This is a genomic window from Pseudomonas sp. rhizo66, from assembly GCF_031931925.1.
Lineage (GTDB): Bacteria > Pseudomonadota > Gammaproteobacteria > Pseudomonadales > Pseudomonadaceae > Aquipseudomonas.
Map to the genome: position 1 here is coordinate 1 of NZ_JAUJWZ010000045.1, position 1,461 is coordinate 1,461.

Sequence of the window (1,461 nt, forward strand, 5' to 3'; positions counted from 1 at the left end):
CTCCAGCAACTGGCCGCGGCGGTTGTACCCGGCCGCGCTCGATGCGTCGGCGTAAATGAAAACATCGACATCGGGTTGGCCATTTTCCTCGACCGCGATCACCCGCAGTTGCTCATCGAAGGTCGTCTGCCAATGGCTACGGCGCTGATCCCAGCGTTGCAATGGCTCAGCGGCAAGCCCCGGCAGGGTCAGGCGCCAACCGGCGTCGACGCTGTCGGTCAATACCACATCACCGTTCAGTGAGTAGACGTTAGTGAGGTTCGCAGTGGCCAGACGTGGATCCTGCTGCGCTACCAGACGGCCGGCCACATCGTGTTGCTGACGTGACACGAGTGCTTTTGGTGTGTCGTCTGCCTGAGTGCGCAAGTAACTGACCTGACGGATCGGCGAGCCCCGGCCATCGATCACTGCCACAGTTGGAGTGCGTCTATAAACGGGGTCGTATTTCATGTGAATTTGTGTTTGGTGAAGGGCTTAACAAATGTCTGAAATTTCGACACGGGTTTCGCTTGTTCACGCAAAAATCTGTTGTCTGTCAGCAAGTCCTCTTTGTACCACCTCAGGGTGGTCTGGCTGCTTTCGATATATCCCAGGATCGCACTGGTCTGCTCTCGCAAGGTATTGAGCCGAATGGTCTTGGCGCCCATTAAGCGGCTCTTGTCAGGTAGCACGTCAGCCGAATTGATCGTGTTTTGTCCTACGCGTCTGAAGGCTTTCTCGATATCGGCCATTCGCGAAGTGAGGGCTTGTTTCCAGTCGGCGAGCATCGTTTCGATTTTTTCAATCTTGACCGGATCGAGACCCTGTTTAATGTCCTCCACCTCCTGCACCCGCGAACCGATATTAAGCGCCGCGCCCACGCCTGGAAGATATGATCCGACGCCGCGGGCCAATAAGGTGTTGGCTGCATCGGCCGGCGTGAAACTCGATGAACGCTCTGTAATGCCGACCTTTTGATCAATGGCTGCGACGCTCATTGCCGAAGTTTGTGGAATCAATGGGACTGTCATATTTGCAAAGGACGTGTATTTTCTGGCCATCGCCTCGCCGATATCGCCGCTGACGTGCATGGCAATCATCTCGAACAAGTAGCCGACGGCGGCGGGCATGCCGGTGGCAAGTGTTGAGCCTGCGAACCCGCCGCCGAAATAACCAGCGAAGAAGCCGGCAGTGCCTATCAGTGATTCTGCAACAACATTCGACAGCAATTCAGTGCCGTACTGTCCACTTGAAACTTTCAGCATCTGGTCAAGCGTTGTGGCGGAGTAATCACCCAGAGTGGTCACGAAGTTTGAGAAATTGACGATATCGAATTTCTCTTTGCTGTTGCCTTGCTCATCCACAAAAGTTAACGGGTTGTTGCCGACGAATCCGTACAGATTCAGCCCATCCACATCCCCCGCCGGATCGGCACTGATCCAGCGCTGCAACCACGCTGCGTAATAGCGTGCGCCGTAGTAG

General features: G+C 55.2%; 1 protein-coding gene and 1 pseudogene. Both read right to left on the bottom strand.

Features of this window, described 5'->3' with window-relative positions:
* Nucleotides 1-450, bottom strand: a pseudogene (locus QZR14_RS27870) (toxin); the annotation flags it as partial.
* Nucleotides 447-1,461 (bottom strand): RHS repeat-associated core domain-containing protein (locus QZR14_RS27875; protein ID WP_311998305.1); only part of this gene is annotated, 1,015 nt, incomplete at its 5' end. The gene QZR14_RS27875 and the pseudogene QZR14_RS27870, both read right to left, overlap by 4 nt.